This window comes from Spartobacteria bacterium UBA695 (assembly GCA_002298145.1).
Lineage (GTDB): Bacteria > Verrucomicrobiota > Verrucomicrobiia > Chthoniobacterales > Chthoniobacteraceae > UBA695.
The window spans coordinates 34,824-58,359 of sequence record DBMP01000025.1; the positions used below are offsets into that span (position 1 = coordinate 34,824).

A 23,536-nucleotide genomic window follows, 5' to 3' on the forward strand; every position below is an offset into this window, starting at 1 on the left:
TCCCCCTCCTCCGTGATCGAAACCAACCCGGACCAACTCTTCGATGCCGCGTTCCTGGCGCAGCTCGAATCGCTCAGCCTGCTCGCCCGGCGCATCGTCAGCGGCAAGATGCGCGCCGAGCGGCGCAGTTCGCGCTTTGGCTCCAGCATCGAGTTCGCCGAGTACCGCCCGTTCATCAGCGGCGATGACTGGCGGCACATCGACTGGAATGCCTTTGCGCGCTGGCGGCAGCTCGTGCTGAAGCTTTTTGTGGAGGAGGAAGACCTGCACGTGCATCTGCTGCTCGACTGCTCGGCTTCGATGGACTGGGGCGAGCCCGCGAAGTTCGACCAGGCCCGGCGGATCGTGGCGGGCCTGGCCTATATTACGCTGGCCAATCTCGACCGCGCCGCCGTCATGCCGCTGGGGGCGGAACGCTACGAGCCGTGGCGACCCTCGCGGGGCAAGCACCGTTTTCTGCAACTGCTGCGCTACCTGGCCCAGTGCCCCGTGGCGGCGCGCCGACCCGAGCCGCGGCGGCTGGAGGAGGCCGCGCGCAGGTGGATCGCCAGCCAGCCCCGGCGAGGCATGGTCATCTGGGTCAGCGACCTCTGGGGGGCCGACTTGGAGGATGCGCTGCACGCGCTTGACCGCCTCCGCTATGCGCGCCATGAGCTGGCGGTCATCCAGGTGATCGACCCCACCGAAACCGACGCCGGGGAGCGCGGCGAATATGAGGTCGTGGACGAGGAGACCGGCGCGCCGCGCAAGGTGATCGTGGACCACCGGACGCGCGCTGAATACCGGGAGCGCGTGGAGGCTTACCAGGAGAGCATCCGGAGCTATTGCCGCAGGCACCAAGTCGCGTTGATCCAGACCAATACGCGCGTGGCCGCGCCCGATCTGCTCATGCAATCGCTGTTGCAAGGAGGGTTCGTCAAATGAACTTCCTGTGGCCGCTCGCGTGGGGGCTTGGGGCGCTGGCGCTGCCGGTCATTGCGCTCTACTTGATCCGCACCCGGCTCCAGCGCAAGCCGGTGAGCACACTGCTTTTCTGGGAGCACCTCACGCCGCAGGTCTACAACCATTCGCTCTGGCGCAAGCTGCGGCGCTGGGTTTCGCTGGCGCTCCAGTTGCTTTTTCTGCTGCTGCTCGTCCTGGCCATCGCCCAGCCGCTCGCCGCGTGGCAAACGGCCAAACCGGCGGCGGTGATCCTGGTTCTCGATACGTCGGTAACAATGACGGCCGCCGATGCCGCGCCAAGCCGCTGGGAGGCGGCGTTGCAAACGGTGCGCCGCCGCGTGGCCCACCTGCGGCTTTTCGACGAGGCGATTCTCGTAGCCGCCGGGGAAGCGCCCCGCGTGCTCTGCCCGTGGACCCGCAGCAAACCGGCGCTGGAACGGGCCCTGAAAACCGCCGCACCGGGCGGGACCGTCAGCGACATGCGCGGGGCGCTCGCGCTGGCCCACCACCTGGCGGCACAGCGCAAGAATTCCGAGATCCTGCTCGTCAGCGACGGCGTTTGGGAACCCGAGCCCGCCCCGGAGGCGCTCAAGGAGGTGCATTTCCAGTGGGTCGGCGCGAAGGAGCCGGTGAATGCCGGGATCACGCTTTTCACGGCCCGGCGCTCGCTGGCCGCACCGGGGGAATACCAGGTGATCGGGCGCGTGGCGGCCTCGGCTCCCGTCGAGGCGGAGCTGGAGGTGCGCGCCGACGGGGCGCTCATCGACGTCCAGAAGCTCAAGCTGGAACCGGGCAAGCCGTGGCGAAAAACCTGGGAGGGCTCGGCCACGGGGGCCGTTCGCTTCGAAGCCCGGCTCACGGAAATGAAGCGCGACGACCTTGCCGCCGACAACGTGGCCCAGGCGAGCCTGCCCGCGCTGCATCCCGTGCCGGTGGAAGTCGTCGCGCCGCCGCACGCCTTTCTCGACGCCGCGCTGGAGGCATTGCCACTGGTGGAGACCCACCGCACCTGGCCCCTGACCGCGCTGCCCGCCGCGCCCGATCCCTCGCGGCTTTATCTTTTCTATGGCTGCGTGCCGCCGGAGGGTTTCCAGCCTTCGGCGATGCTTGTCATTAATCCGCAGGCCGATGGGCCCTGGGGAAAATACGACGGGCCGCTGGATTCGGCGCTGGTGAGCGAAACGCTGCGCGATGAGCCGATCCTGCGCTTCGTTTCGCTCGACAACGTGCGGCTCGACAAAGTCTCCGGCTACACCCCGGCCCCCGGCGCGACGCTTTTCGCGCAATACCTCGCGGGCGAAAGCGGCGGGCACGCGGAAAAGCCGCTGCTTTTCGGCCAGTGGAAGGCGGGGGCCCCGCGCTGGCTCGTGCAGGCGTTCGGGCTGGAGGATTCGGACTTCGTTTACCGCACGGCCTTCCCCGTGCTGCTGGCCAATTTGGTCCAGTCGCTGCAACCGGAGGAAACCGAAAAAGCCCCTCCCCTGCCCGGCTCCGTGGCCACGCAGCTTAAACGGGCACCGGGCACCGGAGCGCCCGCGTCCGGTCCCTCGGAAGCTCCGGCGCGTTCGGGCTGGCTCGGGGGCGCAAGCTCGCTGCCGGTCTGGTGGTGGGCGTTGGTGGCCGGGGCGCTCTGGCTGCCGCTGGAGTGGGCGCTCTTTCACCGGAGGATCACCGAATGAGCATCGAATGCCTCCATTACTGGCCGCTGGCGGGGCTGCTCGGCTTGGGCCTCCTTTTTTACTGGCATCGCCGCTCCGCCGCCCCGCTCTCGCCCCGGCGGCGCACACTCGCGCTCGTGCTGCGCGGGCTTATTTTTATCCTGCTCATCCTGGCGCTCACCGAGCCGCGCTGGATCGGGCAGCGGCGGGAACAGGCGGTCATCTGGCTCGTGGACGCCAGCCGCTCGGTGGGCAGCGCCGCCCGCGATCGCGCACTGGCCTTCGCCGCCGAGGCCGGGAAACAAAAGACCTACCGGGACGAGCGCTTCATCGCGTTCGCTGGAAACCCCGTGGAGGTCCAGGGAACCCCCGCAGCGTTTGGGGAAGCGCTCCCCAAAGTGGCCGATGACCGCACCGACCTCGCCGCCGCGCTCGCCTTCGCCGACGCCTCCTTCCCGCCCGGCTTTGCGAAAACAGCCGTCCTCTTCACCGACGGCCAGGAGACGCACGGCGACGTCCTGCGCGTGCTGCCGAAGCTGAAGGCCTCGGGCGTGCGCGTCTGCACGGTGCCCGTCGAGCCGCCCGACCGCCCCGAGGTGCTGGTGCGAGCCGTCACCGCGCCCCATCAGGCGAATGAAAACGAGCCCTTCGAAGTCGCTGCGGAAGTCGTCAGCAACCGCGAGAGCGACGCCACGCTGGAGGTCTTTCGCAATGGCCCGCGCGTGGCCAGCCGCGAGGTCCGGCTCAAACGCGGCGTCAACCGTTTCAAGATGACGCAGAGCGTCAGCGGCGAGAAAACCGACGAGTTCACCGTGGCGGTGAAGGCGAAAGAGGACACCATCGCCGACAACAACCGCGCCTCGGCCTTTGTGCGTTCATCGGGCAAAACCAAGGCGCTGCTCCTAGCCGACAAGCCCGACCAGGCGCGCTACCTCGCCCGCGCGCTGCAACAAGAGGGCATTCTCCTGGATGTACGCCCGGCCAAGGGAGCGCCCGCCGACATGGGCGATCTCCAGAATTATGATCTGCTCATTCTGGATAATGTACCCGCCACGGAGTTCACCCGGGAACAGATGGGGCTCTATGCCAGCTATGTGAGGGACTTCGGCGGCGGCCTCCTCATGCTCGGCGGCGAGCTTTCTTTCGGCCTCGGCGGCTATTACCGCACGCCTGTCGAGGATGTCCTCCCCGTCCGGTGCGACTTTGAGAAAGAGCAGGAGAACCCGTCGCTGGCGCTCATGCTGGTCATCGACCGCAGCGGTAGCATGAGCGGCGAGAAAGTCGAGATGGCAAAGGACGCCGCCAAGGCCGCCGTGGAGCTGCTCGGGCCGAAGGATTACGTGGGAGTCATCGCGTTCGACCACGAGAGCTTCTGGGTAGCCGACCTGCAATCCGCCTCGGACAAATCGGGCGTGCAGCAAAAGATCGCCAGCATTGAGGCGGGCGGCGGCACGGCAATGGCCCCGGCCATGGAGATGGCGCTCTCGCGGCTCCAGACTTCGTCGGCCAAGCTCAAGCACGTCATCCTTCTCACCGATGGCGTTTCCACGCCCGGGCCATTCTACGAACTGGCCACGCAGATGGCCCAGCAGCGCATCACACTGAGTACCGTGGGCGTCGGCGGCGATACGGACCAGGACTTGCTCAAGAAAATCTCCGAATGGGGCAACGGGCGCTTTTATTTCACCGACAACCCGGGCAGCATTCCGCAGATTTTCACCAAGGAGACGATGACGGCGGCGAAGTCGGCCATTCGCGACATGCCGTTTCTGCCGGTGCAGGTGGCGCCCGCTGATTTCCTGGGCGGCCTCGATTTCTCCGGCGCGCCTTTCCTGCTCGGCTACGTGAACACCAAGACGAAGCCGACGGCGGAGCTCTGGCTCGTCACGGAAAAGCAGGAGCCGCTCCTGGCCACGTGGCGCTGCGGGTTGGGCCAATCCGGGGCGTTCACTTCCGACGCCCGCAATCGCTGGGCCGTCGACTGGCTCAAATGGGAGGGCTACGGGAAATTCTGGGCGCAAACGTGCCGCAAACTGATGCGCACCGCCGCGCTCAAGCACCAGCCCTCGCAACTGGCGCGCGAGGGGGATGATTTCGTCTTCACGGTCGATTGCCTGGACGAGCGGGGCAACTACGCAAGCGACCTGGCAGGCGAGCTGACGCTGCTCGGCCCCGACAACCGCGCCTCCAAGCTTCCGCTCCAAGCAGCGGGCCCCGGGCGCTTCACCGCGCGCTGGCCCGCCAAGCACGGCGCGTGGCACGCCCAGGTGACGCTGAAGAACGGCGACCAGACCTTCGACCAGCAATACGCCTCCATCAGCGCGGGCTATCCCGATGAATTCCTGCTCCGCCCGCTCGACGAGGCGAAGCTGCGCGCCATCGCGAAAGAGACCGGCGGTGCGTACAACCCCTCCACGCTCCCCAACGACCGCACCGCCCCCGTCGAGCGTGAGCTTTGGCCGTGGCTGGCGCTGCTGGCCCTCATCCTTTTCCTCGCCGACGTCGCCGCCAAACGCTGGCCTGACGACGAGGCGCTTTCCCGCCCACCCAAGTCACTTTTTCCTCACCCATGAACCCATCCAAAATTCTGCACGTTTCCGTCGCGGCCCTCCTGATTTCCGGCGGCGCTTATGCCGAGACCCTCGTTCCGGCCGTGGTGGAGCGCTATGAACAAATCCTCGTCAAGTCGCCTGAAAAGGGGACCGCCTTTGACAAGGTTTACCAGTATTACTTTGAAAACGAAGGGCTGGAAAAGCTGGCCCAGCGCTGGAAAATGGAAGCCATGGTCACGGGCTTGCCCACGAAAGCGGCAACTTACCAAATCCTACTGGGAATGCTCTCCGAGCGGCAGGGAAAAACCGCCGACGCCCGGGCGGCCTTTACGGAAGCGGCGAAGCTCATGCCGGATAATTACCGCGTGTGGCGCTCGCTGGGCGGCCTTGAAGCGACGGAAGGGAAGCTCGCAGCGGCCATCGAAGCTTTCACCAAAGCTCTCGCGGCCAATCCGCCCGCAGCCGAACGCGCACCGCTCTACCGCGAGTTGGCTCGCGCCCAGCAGCGCAGTCTCGATAACGCCGGGGCGCTCGCCACGTGGCAAAAAATGGCGGCGGAGTTCCCCAACGACCCGTTCGTGATCGAAGAAGTGGCCGAGGCCCAGCTCGACGCCGAGAAGTATGACGATGCCCGCGCGACGTTTACGAAACTGCGCGATCTCGCCGGAACCGATCCGTTCCGGAAAGTCAGCGCGACGATCCGCCTCGCCCAGGTGGAGGAACGCCAGGGCAAGACCAAGGAGGCGCTGGCCATCTACGAGGGGGCGCTCGCGCAGGCCAGCGAAACGAGCTGGATTCACCGCGACGTGCGTTCGCGCATTGAGGAGGTCTACCGCCGCCAGGATGATCTCCCGGGGCTGGTGGGCTATTATGAAAAATGGCTCGCCGATCACGACAAGGACGTGGAGGCCGCGACGCGCCTGAGCGGGGCGCTGGTGGAGCTCAACCGCAAGGCCGACGCGGTAACTTGGCTGCGCAAGGCGGGCCAGTGGGCCCCCGACCGCAACGAGCTGCAAGTGGAGCTGGCGCGGCTGCTGCGCGATACCGACCAGGCCGACGAGGCGCGGCAGATTTTGGCGGGCCTTGCGCAGGCACATCCCGAGGAGCTGAGCTACTGGGAGCTGCTCGGCGCGGCAGAGTGGGCGCTTTTCAAAAAGGGGCACGAGGAGGCGCATCAAAAAGCGGCGATTGAGGCATGGAAGAAAATCGCTCCGCCGGAGACCAAGGACGCGAGCCAGGTCAGCCGCCTGGCCGATATCCTGCGCGACAGTGGCCTAAACGACGAGGCGCTCGAGCAAATGGAACGCGCCTGCACGCTTGCCCCCGAGGCGGGCGATCTGCGGGAACGCCGGGCGGGCTTCCTTTTCGAACTGCACCGCGACGACGAGGCGTGGAAGTGCCTCGAAGGGCTCGTTGAGGGGGCGCGCGCCAATGCGGCAAACTACCAACGGCTCGCCTCGATCCAGTTGAAATACGGCAAGCTCGATGCCGCGCTGGAGTCGGTGAAAAAAGGCGTGGCGCTCGCTCCGGCCGATTACTCGCTGCTCGCGCTGCAATGGCGTATCCTCTCCGAGCGCAAGGAATGGAGCGCCGCCGCGGCCCTTTACGAGCCGATGCTGGCGGCCGCCCCGGCGATGTACGAACAGACCGAGCAGCAATACCTCCAGGCGCTGAAAGCAGGCGAAACGCTTGACGCAGCGCGCAAGGCCCTTACGGAGAAGCTCCCTACGGCGACCGAGGCCGAGCTGCGCCTCCTAGCGCGCATCGCGTTGCAGGCCGACGACCTCCCCTCGGCGCGCCAGGCGATCGAGGAGGGCAAAAAGCGCTTCCCCGAATCCTTCGCGCTCGCCCGGCTGGAATCCGAATGCGCCAAGCGCGCGGGCAACCTCGATGAGCGCGTGGCCGCGCTGCGCCGCCTCATCAAGCTGGAGCCAAAGCAGACCGGCGATTTCCTCCTGGAAATGGGTCGCGCCTATCAGGAAGTGCAGAAGTGGGATCAGGCCCGCGAAGTGGCCCGGGAGTGGATCGCCTTCTCACCCGCCAACGCCGATGCGCACCTTTTCGCCGCCGATCTCGCTTTCGCTTCGGGAGCGCCCGAGGAGGGCATCGCCAAGCTGCGCGACTCCGTCAAGCTGAGCGAAAAGCCCAACCAAATCCGGCTCCGGCTTGCCCAGGCCTATAGCCAGGCGGGCGAGGCAGCCAAGGCTCAGCAGACCGCCGAGGAGGCGTTTGAGGCGGAAGAAGATGCCTCGGCAAAAATGGCAATCTTACGCCAGGTGAGTGAATACTACTTCGCCCAAGGCAAAATCGACGTCCTCATCAACCGCTTCCGCGAACGCCAGCGGAGCGAGGAGGGCGGCTGGCGCTATGCGCTTTATCTCTCGGAGATTTTCCAGCAGATGCAGGATTACGGGCAGGCGCGCGAGGAGCTGGCCAAGTCCCTCGCCTCGCGGCCCAAGGACCCGGCGCTCCTCAAGCAGCTCCTGCGCCTGGCCGAGCAGGAGAACAACACTGCCGAGCAGGCCCGCTATCACAAGGCGCTGGCGGAGGTGGAGCCGACGACGGCCAACTTCGCCGCGCTCGCCGAGGCGCTGGCCAACAACAACGACGCCGAGGGAGCCGTGGGCGTGCTCGCGGACCACGAGGCCGAGGTGCTCAAGGACCCGGCCCCGTGGCGCCTGGCGCTCGCGCGGGTGCAGAAACAGCCCGGGGCGGCCAAGCTTTTCACCACGCTCGCCAATGCGCTGCGCCAGCGGCCCGCCGACTACAGCGGCCGCATGACGCTTGCGGAGCTCCAGATCGCGATGGGCAGTTCCGAGGAGGCCAAGCGGACGCTCTGGGACCTGCGCCGGATGCCCCAGCCCGCCCGGGCCGCCGCCACGCCCGCCCCGGCTTCCGCGTCGCCGCAGCCCGGCTTCGTGGGCCCCATGGGGTTCCTCGGCGGCAGTCCCAGCAACGCCAACAAGCGCATCTACGCCGCGAGCTTGGCCCAGCAATCCTTCGCCGAGCTCGTCAACAGCCAGAACAGCCACCAGTACAGATACCGTCGCTCCTACCGTTACGGCCCCATGGGCTCCATGAATAATGCCGCGCCGTCCAGCGGCCCCACGTTCGAGGAGACCCGGGACAAGGCACTCGTTTACCTGGCGGCCATCGCCGTGCGGGAACAAAATCCGGACGCATTCATCGCCGAGCTGGAAAAGGACCTGGCCGCGCAAAACGTCGACCGAATGGAACGCTTCGTCTGCTACAGCCTGGTGCAGGCCCGCGACCTCCTTTGGCGCGAGATCCTGGCCCAGGCCGACTCGCCCGCTGGCGGCAAGGAGCTCGACCAGCTCTGCTTCGAGACGCTGCCGCGCTTCATGACGGGCCCGCAGGGTGGCCCCTCGCCGGATGCACTCAAGGCGTCCGAGCTGACGCAGAAATTCGCCGAGCGGCTTGCCGGTTCCGACCCGAAAATGGCGTTCCTATCCAAGGTGATGCGATATTCTGCACTGAATAGCTCTGGGCAGAAGGACGAGGCAAAGAAAATCGCCGACGACGTGCAGACGAACATCGATCTGAGCGACCCAATGCAGGTCCAGGTCGCCTTTTCCCTGGCCACGGAAAGCGGGAATATCGAGGCGGCGGAAAAATACCTGCCGAAGCTGATGGAACTCTCCAAGAAAAACAGAGGAACCAACTACGGCTACCTCAGGTCCTCCCTTGCCCAGGCGTATCTGAAAAAGAATGACTTAAAAAACGGCGTGCGGCTGTTGGCGGAGACCTTCCGCGATTCCCTGCCCGCGCAGGCCGGAGGGGCCAACACCGCGCAGACGATGTTCTTCGGCTTCAACGGTTACCGCAGCTATTACCGCAACGGGAATCTGCCGCAGGTCCCCTACCCCAACCGCTACATGGACGACCAGCGCATCAGCACGCTGCGGCAGGCCTACCAGCTCATCAAACCGCTCAATGGGCTAGACCTTTACCTAGAGAGCCTGGCGAAGCTGGAGGTACCCGCTGAGCTGAAAATCTACCCCACCCTGGCGCGCGTCTACCTGGAGTGGTTCGACGATAAGAAGGAAGCCGCGTTCAACGATCTCCAGGCCCTCCTGGCCTCCACCCCGGACGATGAGCTGCGGCTCCTGGCCGCCGGAATGGCCGTGGAGATTCAGAAGACGCCGGAAGCCTTCGCGCTGCTCGACCAAGTCGGCTCCCAGCAGCGGGACGTCTACAAGCGCGCGCAGCAGATCATGCTCTCGTGCGCGCAGAAGGCGAAGAACGACGAAGTGGCGCGCAAGGCCGCTCTGCGCTTGGTGACGCTGCGGCCACCGCGCGAGGAACTCCAGGCGCTGCTGCCCGACCTGAAACGCCTCGGCCTTACGGAAAAAGCCGATGAACTGGAAAAGCAGATCGCCCGCGGAAGCAATCAGCCCAACGACATGCGGCAGAAAACGGACCTCCTCCAAAGCTACCGCCAGGAGAAAAAGGAGGCCGAGGCCGTCGCGCTGGCCAAGACGCTGCTGGCCATCGATCCGCTCGCACCACAGACCAGCGGCGACTATTACCGCTACATTTCCCTCGACGTACTCAACCAGTTCAAGGCGCTCGACACCTACATCGCCGACCTGGAGAAACAGGCCGCCACCACGCCCGACTCCGCCCGCGTCTGCCTGCTCCTGGCGGAAGCCTGGGCCCGCAAGGACTCGAAGAAAGCACCGGAGTGGTACCGCAAGGTCGTCGCGCTGCGCCCGGATGACCTCACGCTACAATGGAAGCTGGTGCAGGCCATGAACAACCGCGACCAGCGCGAGGAGGGCCTCAATCTCTGCCGCGAAATTCTGAAGAAAGACCCCGGCTGCCTCTTTGACAATCGCTTCGACGTCATCACCCTTTACGAAAACGGCCACGCGCTGCCGGAACTGGCCGAGGTGGTCTTAAACCAGCCCGCGCAGCCGATCGCCGCGGGGCCCAACTACAACTCCGGCAACCGGCAGACCGAGTGGATCTGCAACCGCCTGGGCCAGCGGCTGCGCGACAGCGAAAACAACCTCGAGCTGGCCGTGAAGGTCTGGAGCAAGGGGATCGAGCTGAGCGACGAAGCCTCCCCCTTCCAGAGCCTGGAGCTCCGGGGCTCGCTCACCAAGGGCCTGGCCGAGCTCGGGCGCAAGGAAGAGGCGCTCAGCCAAGTCGAGCTTCTCTATTTCCCCTCCGCCAAGCCCAAGGCGGCGCTGCTGGGGATGAACAACTTCTCCTCCGGCTCGTCGTGGATGAGCTCGATGTCATCCGATTCGAACGGCAACGTCTCCTTCCCCGGCCTCGCCCCGCTCGACGTGGCGGAAAAGCTCGGCAGTCTCGATGTGCTGCGGGCAAAGGCGGAGGCCAAGGCCGCGCAGGATGAACCGATGAAATGGCTGGCCTTCATCATCCGCGCCCGCCAGCACGATCCCAAGCTGCTCCAGGACCTGCCAAAGGAGCTCGCGGATTCGAGGGTGGGCAACCCCGCGCTCAACAACGAGACGCTGCTGCGCGTGATGAGCAGCGAGCTGGTTCGCTGGCCCGAGGCCCGGCACCTTTCGCTGGATTTGCTTTTCGCCGCCAAGAAGATCGTCGAAACCTATCAGGGCAACCCGGCCTGGCAGCTCTTCAGCATCGACATGCAGATTTTCAACCGCGCGGTGGAGTTCAACGACGTCGAGGCCGCGCGCAAGGCCGCGAAGGATTGGATCGGCCTGATGCAAAGCTCCGGCAACGGGATGAACGGCTTTGCAAACGGAGACGAGATCTTTGTCGCTCTGCGTTCGATGATCAAGGTCGGCATGACGGCTGAATTCGATCAGGTGCTCGCCTACGCGAAGTCCAACGCGCAGGCGCAAGGCAACTCGTCCTACCGGCAGCAAATCGCGGAAACCGAGGCAGATATGGCGCTCAGCAAGGGCGAGGTGGAGTTTCCGCAGGCCATCGTCTGCCCGGCGGGCGAGCAGAATGGCAAGTCGGTGCTGGCCTGGGAATTCCGCAAGGGCACCCCGGAATCCGAGGGCAATACCCGCACCAGCTTCCGCTGCCGCGACATCCCCAAGCTGGACGGCCGCTGGGATCTGGAGCTGCTGGCGCTGACGCCGCCCAACGAGGTGACGCGCCTGGCGGTGATTCCCAAGGCCAAGGCTCGCGGCACCTGGAGCGGCGCGCTTCCGCCAGGGCTCGTGAGCATCCAGGCCGTGCTACACGCGCCCGCCGCGAAAAAAGGGGCCGCCCCCGCGCCCGCCTACACTGGCCAGTGGATCCCCGTGCTCACGGGCTCGAACCTGATCGCCAACCCCGCCTTCGATGGTCTCGGCACCATGGCCAGCGGCACCAATAGCACGCCGACCGTCCTCAAAGGCTGGTCCCGGGTGCCCTCGGGCAGCATCTCGCCGGGAGGGCCCCACCCGGGCGGCACTCAGGTGGAGTTGCTCTTTCCGCAAAACAGCCAGACCCGGATGACCTGCGATAAGATCCCCATCGAAAAGGAGAAGGAATACCTCTACAGCTTCTGGATCCAGTTCCAGAACGGCTTCGTCAACTGCGGAGTAGCCTACCTCGACCAGGATGGCAAGCAGGTGGGCAACCACGGAATGTACACCGGTAACGTCCGCGACCGCTGGGCCTATTCCTCGCAGGCCATCTCCTCCAGGGGGGGCAACAATAAGCAGCGCTTCCCGGACAAGGCGGTCTACATGCAGCCGTATTTCGAAGGCTCGGGAACCGTGCGACTCCATGGAATTTCCCTCACGCAAACCGATCTGCCGCCGGAGGAAAAGAAGCCCACGCGTACGCCTTCACCCTCGGCATCGCCCACGCCTTCACCCTCGGCGTCTCCCTCCGTATCGGGAACGGCAACGCCCGCGGCATCGCCTGGCACGACGCCCACTCCGTCGCCGTCGCCAACCCCTTCGGCCAGCCCCACGCCCGCAGTTGAAACCGCCCTCCATCCGTTCGCGCTGGCCTGCCCGGCGGGCGAGGAAGGAGGCAAGACCGTGGTGCTCTGGGAAACGCGCTCGATCAATCCGCTGAAATTCAACCCCGCCAACCGCTTGTTCGAAGGCACGCCAGATTCCAAGCTCGATGGCCGCTATGATCTGGAGCTGGTTTATCGGGTCTTACCCAATGCTACCACCCGGCTGGCGCTCATCCCTGCGGCAAAGGCTTCCGGTAAATGGACGGGCAAGCTCCCCGCCGGGCTGGGCTCGATCCAGGCGGTCCTGCACCCGGTAGGGAAACCGTCGGCCCGGCCCACGGAATACACCGGTACTTGGGTGGCCGCCGTCGATGCGCCAAACCTGATCACCAACCCAACGTTCAAGCTCGACGCCCCCGCAACTCCCTCGGCCCCGCCATCGCCGTCACCGTCTCCGGCGGTTGCGGGCAGCGACGCTTCGCCCAGCCCCTCCCCTGCAGCCGCGACGACGCCTTCGATCAAAGGCTGGGAAAACCTGGCGGTAATCTCCCTCGCGCAGGGCGGCCCCCGCCCCGGCGGCAGCTACCCAATCTTCATCAACCACACAACGAACGGAGGCCTGATGATGCGCGGCGAAAAGATCCCGGTGAAGAAGGACAAGAACTATACGTTCTCGGCGTGGACGCTCTACTTCAGGGGGCCGTACCCGCGCGTCGGCGTGCTGGTCCTGGACAAGGACGGCAAGCAAATCCAAAACGAGTTTGCAGGCACGCCGCTGAGCGTCAAGGGGAAGTGGTCTTTCCGCTACATGACCCTGTCGATCACCAAAAACCCGGGAGACCGGCGGCGGCTCAACGACAACGCCGCCTTCCTCCAGCCCTACGTGGAGGTGAGGGAGGACGTGGGCCTGGATTGCCTCTACCTCGGCGAAACCAACGCCCAGCCGGCGCAGGAAAATAACGACTAGTCGCTCAAATCGGCCGGGGGCTGGTCCTTGCCGGAGCGCACGACTTTGACTAGCTCCAAGTCAAAGACGACCGTCTCGTTCGGGCCTACGGTGCCGCCATTTCCGTCAAACCCGTAGGCCTCATCGGGCGGGAGGTAAATTTGCCACTTGTCGCCGGGCTTCATAGCCTGGAGCGCGTCGGCCCAACCGCGAAGAATCCCAGCCACGGAAGCGATCACGGGCTTCGGGTATTTTGCTGTGTCTTCAAAAACAGTGCCGTCGAGCTTCGTACCGCGATATTTGATCTCCACAAAGCTATCAAAGGAAGGGCTCGCGCCCGATCCCGTCTTGAGCACTTTGTATTGCAAACCGGTGGGCAGGGCTGAGATGTCTTTGCGCTGGCGATTCGCGGCCAGAAAGGCGGCCCCCTCTGCCAGGTTCTTCTCGCCCTGTTTCCGGCGCTCCTCCGCGCGGCGTAGCTGCCACTCGCGGCCAAAGCGTTCGGTCTCCGCCCGCGCCTCGGCCTCGTTCATGACCGCCGTGTAGCCCGCCCACGCATCTTCGATCCCAAGCACGACGATCTCTGGCGCGAGGTCGGCATTCAGCAAGCGCCACATGCCGCCGAGGTTCGCTCCGGCAGCGTAACTTCGTTTTTCGCGCTCGCTGCCGAAGGAGCTAAAAATTCGTGCAAAAAATGAGCCCGAGGCGTTGTTTATCGACTCACCTTTGGTATTCGCAAGAGCGGCTCCACGGAGGGTTTTTTCGATTTCGTCGGGGGCGAGGCGCAAGGTGCGGCCACCGAGGCTATCTTTGATGCCACGGCCGATCACCCCGGGGTCAAGCGGCCCGTAGGCATTCTTCAGCGAGGCCCCGGCGCTCATGCCAAACGCATAGCTGACGCGGTCCCGGGGGGCCTTGAGCGTGGGGCGATCCGCTTTGCCCGCCGGAAAGATAAGGAAGAGGGCGGGCAGCAACAGCGCGCCCATGACCAGCCAGGTTTTAAGCTTCATCTAGTAAAACGGGAAGAACCCGGCCCGCGTTTTGGCGCGGACCGGGCCGGGTTAACAAACGAACGAATTCCTTTCAACCTAGATTCTACCCTACCTGCGCAAAGCGGCGGCGGAACCGCATAACCGCCAGAAGACCGGCGAGACCCACGAAGGCCGCTGTGCTCGGTTCGGGTACGACCGTCACCGCGGCGTCCGACACGGAGCCGACCGCGACCGTATTGCCGTCTTGGTCGCTCAGGCTCGAATCGGAATTGATCGAAACGCTGGCGGAACCGGCGCTTTGCCCCGTCACGGTGATCGTGGCCAGGGTAAAGGAGGAAACCTGCGAGCTGAAGGCGCTCGATGAGGCGCTGGAGACGGCTGCCAGCGAGAGCAGGCCGTCAGCAGTGTAGGTATCGACGGCAATGGAGTTCGTCTCCGTAACGCCGCCGAACGAGGTCAGGTAGCTCGAAAGCGATACCGTGACTTTGGTCGAATCATATTCCAGATCGATGATGTATCCGCTCAACGCGGTGTTCGGATTGTCAACGCCCTTGAGGCCGCTGATCGTCAGGTAATACTGGACCGAGTCGCCCACGGAGACGGTGCTGCTGGTGACCGGGGTAAGGCTGAGGGTTACGGCGGCGTTGGCGGCGTGGGCAAGGAGCCCGACGGCGGCGACGCACGCGAGAAGATGTTTGATGAATTTCATAATGGTATTTTTAGATATGAACTAGTGAGTCAGTTGATCTCGCTTAGTAGTTGGTGATGTAGTGCTGGATGAGCCAGCGGCCATCGGCGGCGTCAACGCGGCCGTCGTTGTTGAGGTCGTAGGTGGTGTCGGTGGATTTTGCGCGGATTTTGGCAAGGATCGCCGTGTAATCCGAGGCGTTGACGGAGCCGTCGCCGTTCAAGTCCCAAGGCAGGTAGTGGCCCGTGGGCTTGGCGATGACGGCGAATTCCTGGGCGTTGCCGTTGACCACGGCCCAGGCGGTCGCGGTGCCGTCGCCGTTATCGACGATGCCGTGGTAGCCAAGCGTGTAGTTGCTGGAGTAAGCGCCGTTGATCGCCGTTTTGGTGCCGCCAACGATGTTGTAATCGACAGCGTTGATCCACTTGCCGCTCTTGGGATCGCGAGCACCGAGGACGTAGTTATCCTTCGAGATGGTGCCGAGACCCGCGGTGGGGAATTTGACCGCGACGGTGATCGTATCGGTCTGGGTGGCACCGATATCTGCCAGGCCCCAGAGGGAGAGCACGTCGCTATAGGTGGTGCCAGCGATCGCTGGAGCCCAGCCGGTGGAGACTTCCTTGGTGCAGGCGCGACCAACTGTGTCGGAGCGGTTGCTGCCGTTGCTGCCGCTCAGGATTGAGAAGGAGCTGCCGACAAAGCCGGTTTCGCCAAAGAAGGAAGCGCTGGTGCCGGTCGCCACCGTCGTGTCGTCGGACACGGTCGTGTAGCTGGAGCCCTGCGGGATCAGGAAGTCCTGACCGTTGAGGCTGTGGCCGATGGTCTGGTGCTTGACCCAATTGCCGGTAAGGGTCGGCGTGGCAGAGAAATAAGTTGCGTTAGCGTTGTTGATGAGTTTGCCTTCAACGTTGGCCGGAATGCCGTAGTAGTCCACCGTTACGCGCGGGCCGTCCACGGTGAAGATGTAGTAGCCGACTTGGTAGAGTTCCTCGGCAACCATCGTCTCGTTGGCCGAGACGGGTGTGGCGGGCGTGTAGAACTTGGACGAATCCGAGGCCAGGATGAGCTGGCGGAGCGAGTAGTTGGAATTGAGCGGATCGTTGATGACCGATTGCTTGTAGTGGTGATCGTGGCCGGTGATCAGGTACGCTACGTCGTTGGTGTCGAAGGTCTTGATGAAGTGATCCTCGGCGGCTTTCCGGAAGGTGGAAGCCGTTCCGCTGAAGACCGAACCGTCACCGGGATCGTTGGTCAAAGAGCCGCCGAAAAGGGTGTCCTTATGATTGCCGCCCAGGATGTTCTTGTGGGAGAACACGAAGGCCTGAAGGGGGCGGTTGCTGGTGCCGCCCACCTGCACGCGGTCGGCAACCCAGTTGAGCTGGGAGGGGATGGTGCTGGTGCTGTTGGTGGTGCCGGGGAAAGAGTCGAGCAACACGAAGCGGGTATTATTGAAGTCGAAAGAATAGGAAATACCACCGACGCCCGAGATGGTACCGGTGTACGCTACCTGCGAAGTGGGGGCGGTGAAACTATAGACGGATGCGGTCAAGGCAGTGCCGTTCGCGGCCGGAGCATTCGAGGTCGGGTAGCTGAAGTTGCTGCCGCTCTGGAAGGTGTGTCCGTTACTTGCGACGACGGCGGCGTTCAGGATCGTGCTGAGAACCGAATAGGTATCAGTAGAGCCGTTTATCGACGATGAGTCTTTTCCGGTGCCGCCATAGGTAGTGTTGTAGGCACTCAAAAAGGAGCTGACCGTGGTGGTTCCGCTGTTGTTGATACCACCGTTGGCGATTTGAGGGAATGTGGCAACGAATTGGGACGGAGCGGGCGCGATATCGTGGTTGCCACGCAGGGGATAGAAGCCGATCCCGGCGTTGTAAAGATCCTGGGCGTAAAGTGAGCGGATCTGGAAGCTGAAGGTCGTTGAGGAATCGACCACGTCACCGACGGAGATCACCACGGAAACACCTTTGTTGATGAATTCCGTGTCGATTTGCTTGATGATGGAAGCGGCGCAGGAGAGCGGGCTCTTGCCGTCGTTGGCGCAGTCGGCCCACTGGGTATCCGAGATGACGCCGAATTTCCAGGGCGAAGCCATGGCCGTGCTGACCCCGAGGCCGGCCAGGAGAAGGGCAAGGGAGCCCTTGAGGATTTGATGTTTATTCATGAGAGATGCGGTTGAAGTATGTTTTTGTGGTAAAGAAGCGAACTGCTCCGGCATGACGCCATTGCGTGCGTTTTTGTGTCATACCCGGGCCGTTGCTTTCTACCTCGGGAGGCCTTCAATACTTGCCTGTGGCGGCTATTTACCCAGCTGCTACGGGTTTGTAACACGGCTGTCATTTTTGCCCGGATCTTCAAGGAATTGTCACACATGCCGCATTGAGCCGAAGGGGGGCGGACTCCTAAGCTAACGCCCATCACTAAGAGCCCACGCAAAATCGCCCTCATTTAGTTTCCAGCAAATCCCACGACTATGAATGCCATCGCCTTTGGAGAAATCGCGCCCGGTTCGACGACACGGGATGCCTCCACGGCAAGCCGGGTGAAAAGGCTCCACGGTTCGCTCCTGAAACCGCTGGCGCGGCTGACCGGCCTGATGCTCTGGGTGCGCGAGGAGGAAGCGGGTGAGGATGAACTCCTCGTCTGCCGCTCCGCTCAATGCCGCCTTGCAAACGAAGGGGCCTGCCGGGAGATGCTGCGGAGGTTGCGGCGGGAGGCCCGCGCCGCCCGGGAGCCCCGGTATGTTTCGTGCCGGGCCGGGTTTCGCCTTTTTTCGGTACCGATTCCCTCCGAGGAAACGTCGCCTTGCGGATTCATCGAGGGAAGGACGCCGGAACGGGGCGTGGAGAGCCCCGGCGATGCCCTCGAACCCGCGCCCCTGCTGGCTCCGGCCGTTGAGCTGATCACGGGGATCGCCCAAAGCCTCGCGGAGGAGCCTCTGCCCCATCCGCCGGTGGAAACGGGCCCTGTGCAGCGGGCCAAGCTCTATATTCGAGAGCACCTCACCGGCAAGCTGGCCCTCTCGGACATCGCTCGCGCGGTGGATCTGAGCGAGGGGTATATTTCCAAGCTTTTCCGGCAGGAGGAAGGGATTTCGATCGGCCATTATTTGATCCGCGAACGCATCGTCTATGCCTGCGAGCAACTGCTCTCGACGCGCAAGAATGTCTCCGAGATCGCCTACGCGGCGGGCTTTGAATCCATCTCGCATTTTAACCGCACCTTCAAGGCTCACACTCAATCTTCTCCCAAGCGCTACCGCGCCATTCACCGCGCGCAACCGGCGCCCGAGCGATGAATCCCCCGCCTCTCCATGCCTCTCCGGAAGCGGGGAATGAGCCGCGCGAGGCCGCCAGGCCGCTCCCGGGTTTTATCGCCGCGCTGGCGGCGGCGCTCGCGGGCGCATTCTGGATCTACCGGCGCTGCCCGGCCCCGCTTTCGCTGGGCGTCGTGGCGCTAATGTTCTGGGTATGGCTCGCGGCGGTTCTCCGGTACGGCCACGCGGTGTTTGAAAAAAAAGCCGCGCCGCTGGGCAGGCCTTCCCGCTTTGCAACGCACGGCCAGTGGATCGCGCTTTTCGGGCTGGTCGGGATTTTCGGCGGCGTGGCGTGGCCCGGGCCGGGCGGGCTCGGGCCGCTCACTCAAAGCAGCCCGGAATCGCTCCGAGCCTATGCATTGATCTATCTGGCCCTCGGCGCGGGGCTCTTTGTTTACGCTCAGTTCGCCGAATCCCTTCAGCAACGGTTGCACGCCACCGCGCTGGCCGACGTGCTGCGCCTGGCCTGGCTGCTCCCGCCCGCCTGCGGGGTTGCCGCTGCGCTGATCTATCTTCAGATCGCCACCAAGGCCGACTATAACGCCCCCGGCGGTTGGCTGGCTCTGGGCCTTGCCTCGGCGCTGGCCGTCGAACCGTGGACGCGTTTGGGCCTGCGCCAATTCCTACCCAATGGCCTCCGCCAGCCGCCGCTATCGGCCGGCACGAGCCTGTGGCTGAAGGCCGCGCTTTCCGGTGATGGCGGGGCGGGCGCGTGGATCCGGGAAGTGGAGCGCGTGGTGGGGAAAGATTTTCGCCAGCTCTGGATTCTCCGGTTTCTGCGGGCCGCCGCGCTACCGGTATTTCTCGCGGGCCTGCTCCTGGCCTGGAGCGCGACCTGCCTCCACTCGATCCCCACCGCCAGCCGCGGCGTGCTCGTCACAATGGGGCGCTGGGCCGCCACTCCGCTGGAGCCGGGCCTGCATGTGACATGGCCCTGGCCGTTTGCGCAGATCATCAGCGTGGAGACGGGGCGCGTTCGGGAAATCGGCCTCGGTTTCGAGCGGGAAACCACCTTGCCGGTTCTCTGGACGAAAGCCCATGTGGAGGGAGAAAAAAACCTGCTCGTGGACCACGGCGAAACGCTCCTTACCATCAACGTGCCGATCTTTTACCGCATCGCCGATCCGGTGGTCTACCTCGCCGCGGCGACCGATCCCGAGGCCGCGCTCAAGTGCCTGGCCGAGCGCCAACTCGTCCGGATCGCCGCCACACGGGAGAGTTTTCACCTGATGACCGAGGACCGGCAGGCCATCGCCGAGGCGCTTAAAACCAGCCTCCAGGCCGAGGCTGACCGCCACGCTTTCGGAGTGGAGATCACGTTTGTCGGATTAAAGGACATCCACCCTCCCTTGAATGTAGCCCCCGCCTATCAGCAGGTCGTCAGCGCACAGGAATCCAAGGAAGCGGCGATCGACCAGGCCCGCGCTTACGAGGCCCGAAATGTTCCGATGGCCCGCTCCGAGGCGCTCAACCTGACCATCGCGGCGGAGGCTGAGCGCGCCAAACGCGTCGGCCAGGCCGTGGGCGAAACGGGACGCTTCGACGCCGTGGCCGCCACCGAGCGTCTGGCCCCCGCGCTCTTCCGCGCCAGGCTGGAATACGACGCCTTGGACGAGACGCTCCCCAAGGCCACGAAGACGATCATCGGGGTGGCTCCGCACGCCGCGCCCCCGGAGTTCGACCTCGACTTTCGCCCGGCAGCCACGCGTTCCACCGATGTCCCGGGCAAAATTTCCAAGCCATGATGAAACTCCCTTCCCTCGTGCGGCTGCTGCCGCCCGTCCTCACCGCCGCGATCCTGCTGGCGTTTATGACCGGCTTTGTCATTCGCCAAAATGAACAGGCCGTGGTCACGCGCTTCGGCAAGCCGATGAGCGTGATTTCCGCCCCGGGGCTTTACTTCAAATGGCCCTGGCCCGTCGAGGCCGTCAACCGCGTCGATGCCCGGCTCAATTTCCACGAGGCCCGGCTTTCTGAGGCGCTAACCAGGGACCGCCGCAATGTCGTCGTGCCCGTGTTTGTCGGCTGGCGCGTGGCGGATCCGCTCAAATTTCTGGAAGCCATGGGCAATGCCGAGAACGCCCGGGGCAAGCTCGACAGCCTGGTCAGCAGCGCAAAGAATACCGTGCTGGGCACCTGCGAATTTAAAGAGCTAATCTCCGCCGAACCGCGCGATCAACCGGCGCTGGAGGAGATCGAGGCGAAGATCCTCGCCATCGTCGCCCCGCAGGCCGCGAGCGCCTTCGGCATCCGCGTCGAGCAGATCGGCATTGAGCGGATCATGCTGCCGGAGGCTAACACTAGTTATGTCTTTGAGCGGATGCGTGCCGAGCGCTCGCAATTCGCCGAACGCTACCTTGCCGAAGGCCGCCAGGAAGCCGACGCCATCCGCGCCAAAACCAACGCGCAACGGACCGCGATCCTGGCCGACGCACAGCGGGACGCGGAGATCAAGCGCGGCGAGGGCGAGGCCGAGGCGACGCGCATCTACAGCCAGTCGCACAGCCGCAATGCCGAGCTCTACCTGTTTCTGCGCCGCATCGACACGCTCAAAAAGTCGATCAACCAGAACACCACGCTCATACTGGATACCACGCGCCCCCCGTTCGACCTCCTCACCCAACCCAACCCGGCCGATGAAGCGAAAAAAAACTGACGCCGCCTTTACCTCGGACGACGTGCTGGCTGCGCTGCGCTCGGCGACGCGGGTGCTCGGCTTCGGGATGCTGGGTGTGCTTCTGTATTACTTCACCTCGGGGATCGCCATGGTGGCCCCGAACGAAGCGGGGCTCGTGCTGCGGCTGGGCAGGCCGCTCGGCGCTCCCCGTCCGCCGGGGCTGCTGCTGGCCTTTCCGCTGCCCATCGACGAGGTCATCAAGGTGCCGGTAAAGACGGTCCAGGAGGTGCCGCTCAATCTCTGGGCCTGCGCCGGAGCCGACTCGGGCTCGCTAGATCCCGCCGCGCAGCCCTACTCGCTCACCGGCGACGCCAATATCATCCGCGCCAATTTCGTCGTGCGCTACCAGATCGCCGACCCCGCCGCGTACGCGCTCGGGGCCTCCGACCGCGACGGCCTGCGCGACGCCATTCTCTACCAAGCCGCCTGCAAAGCCGTCTCTGCGATGAGCGTGGAAAACGCGCTCACGGTGGGCAAAAACGAGATCGGCCTGAGCGCGCTTCGCCTGGCCCAGGCGGAGCTGGATCGGCTCGGCCTCGGGCTGCGCCTGCTGGCATTTGAAACCAAGGAGATCGCCCCGCCCTCGACCGTGGCCGGGGCTTTCCAGGCGGTGGTGAGCGCCAAGGTGCAGGCGAGGACGTTCGTTGAGGAAGCCAACAGCTACGCGGCCTCGCAGCTGCCGGGAGCCGAAGCCGAGGCCAACCGCATCCGACAGGAAGCCGAGACGTATGCCCAGGGAACCATCGCCAAGGCCCGGGGCGAAGCCTCCGCATTCAACGCGCTCGAAACGCAATACGCCGCCAACCCGACGCTGGTGCGCGCACGACTTTACGGCGAGGCGCTGAGCGTCGCCCTGCCCAAGGCCAAGCTCTCCACGCTGCTTCCCGGCACAGGCTCGCCGCGGGTCCTCCTCGCCCCGCAGGTCGATAAATCCCCTCGCCGCTCCGAACCCGACTCTCTGCCATGAGCCTTTCCGCACCCGACCGCTTGATGCGGCTTAAGCTCGTCTTCGTCATCGCCGCCGCGCTTTTGCTCGCGGTGGGCTTCGGCCTTGGGCGTCTTCTGCCCGGCCAGGGGGACCTGGCAGCCTGCTGGAGCCTGGCCGGGGCGCTCGTGGCCGCGCTGCCGATCGCCGGGGAAGTGCTCGAATGCCTGCGCAGGAAATCCGCCGAACCGGCTAAGCTCTACATCGCACAGTTCATTCTGCTCGCCGTGGTGGCCTGCATCGCGGGGGGGCAGTTTGTGACTGGCGGCATCGTGGCCATCATCCTGGCCGTGGGGCAGATGCTCGAAGATCGGAGCATGCTCGGCTCCAACGAGGCGATCCAGACGCTGCTGAAACTCTCCCGCACGGTGGCCCGCCGCGTGAGGCCCGACGGCTGCGGCGAGGAGGAGGAGATCGACGCCACGCTGCTGAAACCGGACGACCGCATCCGGCTGCGCCCCGGCGATGTGATCCCCGCCGACGGCGTGGTCGCCACGGGCCGCTCCTCGGTCAACCAGGCGAACATCACCGGAGAATCGCTTCCCGTGGAGGTGGAGCCCGGCTCGGCGGTCTTCGCAGGAACGACAAATCTGACAGGTTCGCTGGAAGTGCGCGTCACCGAGGCGGGCCCGGATACGCTGCTCGGAAAAGTGCGCCAGATCGTGGAGGAGGCCCAGGCCACCCGAGCACCCATCATGCGTATTACCGAGGAATACGCACGCTATTACATGCCGCTCATCCTGCTAATCTGCGGGTTCGTCTTTTTCTTCACGCGCGATCTCCAGCGGGCCATCGCGGTGCTCATTGTGAGCGTGCCGTGCGCTTTCATCCTGGCAGGCCCGGCCGCGATGATCGCCGCGCTTGCCGCAGCCTCGCGCCTGGGAATTTTGGTCAAAAGTGTCCGGCTTTTCGAGGCCGCTAGCCATGTCAGCACCGTGGTCTTTGACAAAACCGGCACGCTGACGACGGGCCATCTCCGCGTCACCCGGGTTGATCCCGCCGAGGGGGTTTCGCGCGAGGAACTGCTCGCGTGGGCCGCTGCTTTGGAGACGCATTCCAACCACCCCGTGGCGCGCTCCATTGTTCGCGCCGCCACGGAGCAGGCTCTGGTGGTTCCGGAGGCACTGGAGGTCTGCGAGGAGCACGGTCTGGGCGTTGAGGGGCGCGTGGGCGAAGGGCTCTTACTAGCGGGCCGCGCGGCTTGGCTCTCGGCCCGGGGCGTCGCCATCGCCGCTGCGCCGGACGCCGCCGCGTGGAGCGCGATCCACGTTGCACGCAACGGGCTCCATGCCGGAACAGTTTACCTCGCCGACACGCTGCGCCCAGAGGCCCCATCTGTGCCCGCGCAGCTTCGCAAAAGCGGGATCGAGCGTTTCGTCATGCTCACCGGCGACCGGCGGGAGGTAGCTACCGCCATCGCAGGAGAGATCGGGTTCGGCGAATTCCAGGCGGAATGCCTGCCCGCGCAAAAGCAGGCGGCCGTCGAGGCGCTCAAAGCCGAGGGCGAAACCGTCCTGGTAGTGGGCGACGGCGTCAACGATGCCCCAGCCCTCGCGGCCGCCGATCTAAGCATCGCCATGGGGGCCCTCGGAAGCCCTGTGGCGATTCAGACCGCCGACATCGCGCTGATGTCTGACGATCTGCGCCGCGTCCCGCAGTTTGTGGAACTCTCCAAACGCACGCTGGCTGTCATCAATGGAAACATGCTTTGCGGCGTGATCTTCATCGTGCTTTCCATCGCAGTCTCGAGCGCCGGGCTCGTCAGCCCGCTGGCGGCAAGCGTCATCCACGAACTCGGCGCGTTTTTTGTGATTTTCAACAGTGCTCGACTGCTGAGCTTCGAGGGGCGCATCTAGCC

12 protein-coding genes are annotated in these 23,536 nt (G+C 64.7%); 9 read left to right on the plus strand and 3 right to left on the minus strand.

Translation table 11 applies throughout. The features are described from left to right. The first annotated feature begins 12 nt into the window (after positions 1–12). Genes B2828_RS14255 through B2828_RS14270 form a run of 4 tightly spaced genes read left to right on the plus strand, consistent with a single transcriptional unit; the run spans position 13 to position 13,038 of the window. Positions 13–924, plus strand: coding sequence for a DUF58 domain-containing protein (locus tag B2828_RS14255; protein ID WP_479634434.1), 912 nt, complete (start codon positions 13–15; stop codon positions 922–924). After that, on the plus strand, positions 921–2,621 hold the full coding sequence (locus B2828_RS14260) for a VWA domain-containing protein (protein ID WP_479634435.1): 1,701 nt from the start codon (positions 921–923) through the stop codon (positions 2,619–2,621). Before B2828_RS14255 ends, B2828_RS14260 begins: the two co-directional genes overlap by 4 nt. Beyond that, on the plus strand, positions 2,618–5,173 hold the full coding sequence (locus tag B2828_RS14265) for a VWA domain-containing protein (RefSeq protein ID WP_479634436.1): 2,556 nt from the start codon (positions 2,618–2,620) through the stop codon (positions 5,171–5,173). The genes B2828_RS14260 and B2828_RS14265 overlap by 4 nt, the downstream gene beginning before the upstream one ends. Beyond that, positions 5,170–13,038, plus strand: a complete 7,869-nt coding sequence (locus tag B2828_RS14270; RefSeq protein WP_479634437.1) for a tetratricopeptide repeat protein — start codon at positions 5,170–5,172, stop codon at positions 13,036–13,038. Before B2828_RS14265 ends, B2828_RS14270 begins: the two co-directional genes overlap by 4 nt. Here the strand turns inward: B2828_RS14270 and B2828_RS14275 are convergent. From B2828_RS14275 to B2828_RS14285, 3 genes are all read right to left on the minus strand, one after another. Continuing rightward, positions 13,035–14,027, minus strand: a complete 993-nt coding sequence (locus tag B2828_RS14275) for an FKBP-type peptidyl-prolyl cis-trans isomerase N-terminal domain-containing protein (RefSeq protein WP_479634438.1) — start codon at positions 14,025–14,027, stop codon at positions 13,035–13,037. The two genes, B2828_RS14270 and B2828_RS14275, sit on opposite strands and share 4 nt — an antisense overlap. Positions 14,028–14,112: 85 nt before the next feature. Continuing rightward, on the minus strand, positions 14,113–14,718 hold the full coding sequence (locus B2828_RS14280) for a hypothetical protein (RefSeq protein ID WP_479634439.1): 606 nt from the start codon (positions 14,716–14,718) through the stop codon (positions 14,113–14,115). A 43-nt stretch (positions 14,719–14,761) separates the two neighbouring features. Further along, entirely contained in the window at positions 14,762–16,864 is a 2,103-nt protein-coding gene (locus B2828_RS14285) for a dockerin type I domain-containing protein (RefSeq protein ID WP_479634440.1), read from the minus strand. Between the two features lie 309 nt (positions 16,865–17,173). Between B2828_RS14285 and B2828_RS14290 the strand changes: the two genes are divergently transcribed. The 5 genes from B2828_RS14290 to B2828_RS14310 are packed head-to-tail and all read left to right on the plus strand — an operon-like array spanning position 17,174 to position 23,534. After that, positions 17,174–17,998 (plus strand): helix-turn-helix domain-containing protein, encoded by an 825-nt coding sequence (locus B2828_RS14290; RefSeq protein WP_479634441.1) that lies wholly within the window; start codon positions 17,174–17,176, stop codon positions 17,996–17,998. Continuing rightward, positions 17,995–19,761: a protease modulator HflK gene (gene hflK, locus B2828_RS14295; protein WP_479634442.1), complete on the plus strand. Its 1,767-nt coding sequence runs from the start codon at positions 17,995–17,997 to the stop codon at positions 19,759–19,761. The genes B2828_RS14290 and hflK (B2828_RS14295) overlap by 4 nt, the downstream gene beginning before the upstream one ends. Continuing rightward, positions 19,758–20,672, plus strand: coding sequence for a protease modulator HflC (hflC, locus tag B2828_RS14300; protein ID WP_479634443.1), 915 nt, complete (start codon positions 19,758–19,760; stop codon positions 20,670–20,672). Before hflK (B2828_RS14295) ends, hflC begins: the two co-directional genes overlap by 4 nt. Beyond that, complete coding sequence (hflK, locus tag B2828_RS14305; protein WP_479634444.1) at positions 20,653–21,660, plus strand: protease modulator HflK; 1,008 nt, start codon at positions 20,653–20,655, stop codon at positions 21,658–21,660. The genes hflC and hflK (B2828_RS14305) overlap by 20 nt, the downstream gene beginning before the upstream one ends. After that, positions 21,657–23,534 (plus strand): heavy metal translocating P-type ATPase, encoded by a 1,878-nt coding sequence (locus B2828_RS14310; RefSeq protein ID WP_479634445.1) that lies wholly within the window; start codon positions 21,657–21,659, stop codon positions 23,532–23,534. Before hflK (B2828_RS14305) ends, B2828_RS14310 begins: the two co-directional genes overlap by 4 nt. The last annotated feature ends 2 nt before the right edge of the window (positions 23,535–23,536 follow it).